This is a genomic window from Reichenbachiella sp., from assembly GCF_039941815.1.
Taxonomy (GTDB): Bacteria; Bacteroidota; Bacteroidia; order Cytophagales; family Cyclobacteriaceae; genus Reichenbachiella.
This window is the reverse complement of record NZ_JBDVDW010000005.1, coordinates 1-1,087: the sequence shown is the minus strand read 5'-3', so window position 1 is coordinate 1,087 and position 1,087 is coordinate 1. Positions and strand designations below refer to the sequence as shown.

At 41.3% G+C, this 1,087-nt stretch carries 1 protein-coding gene and 1 pseudogene; both read right to left on the bottom strand.

Features of this window, described 5'->3' with window-relative positions; genetic code table 11:
* On the bottom strand, positions 1 to 817 hold an 817-nt coding region (locus tag ABJF11_RS00045), incomplete at its 3' end, for an ABC transporter transmembrane domain-containing protein (RefSeq protein WP_348117030.1).
* Positions 814 to 1,087 (bottom strand): annotated as a pseudogene (locus tag ABJF11_RS00040) (hypothetical protein); the annotation flags it as partial. The gene ABJF11_RS00045 and the pseudogene ABJF11_RS00040, both read right to left, overlap by 4 nt.

Sequence of the window (1,087 nt, the reverse complement as noted above, 5' to 3'; positions counted from 1 at the left end):
AAAATACGACAGTTTCTACAACAAACTTTGGGAGGTCGCCCGCTAATGATATATATGCAGACGCTGATAGACCAGTTCTGGTGATTTCGTCAATTTTGTTTTTGTAGTATGACTCGTTACCTTTGAGCTTTACCTCTTTGATTCCGGCAATGCTCTCATTCAGATATCTGAGCTTCTGTCGATTGAGATTCGTTATAATTCGACCTTTTTGAACTACCTGAGAGCGGATGCTTCTGAAAATAAGAAAGTAAACCGAGCCGACAATAAATGTTGCAATAATGGCAATATTAATATCGATTAAAAGTAATCCTGCAACTATTAGTATGGCGATAAAAAGCTGTGATATCAGCATTAAAAGTGGTTGAACCACCATGTATACCATTCTTGGAATTTCCTGCGTTACCTTGGAGGTAAGCCTGCTACTGTTGTTCATTGCAAAAAAGGTGAAATCGTTGTCCAAGTAAGTATTATAAACAGTTTTCTGTACATGAGCACCAATCGCCATTGAGGTTTTAAATAGCCTCCATAGTGCATAAGAAGAAACGGCATTTCCGATGAGAAGAAGAATCACAACAGAGAACGCGTAGGTGATCATGAACCGAGTAGTAGATTCGAAAGGATAGGAAGAGAACATGAAGGACAAAATATTATTGTTCTCAATGGCGCCAGGGTCACTGATCATTGTAATAAACGGTGCAATCGATGCGATACCAGCGACTTGAAGCACTGCTGCCACTAGAAAGAGAATCTGAAGGAAGGCCAGCTTAACCCGGTTTTCTTTACCTATCAGTTTGAGCAGGGATTTTATTAAAGTCATTGATGTCCCTCTTTGGGCATATGCAAGCTCTCCTGATAACAAAATTCTGTCGACAAGGTTTGTCCTATACGTTCCACTTGTTTTGCTATTGAAAAATTGGTTACCGCCCTCAGCCTGGCCGCCTTCGAATGTCTGTGATGCAGCTTTGGATCATCAAGATATCGCTGCCACAGAGAAGCCAGAATCTCAGAATTGCCTGGTGGGAAGGAGTATCCGCAAACGCCGTCATCAATGGTTTCCTTCAAGCCTTGCAATTCCGAAACAATCAAC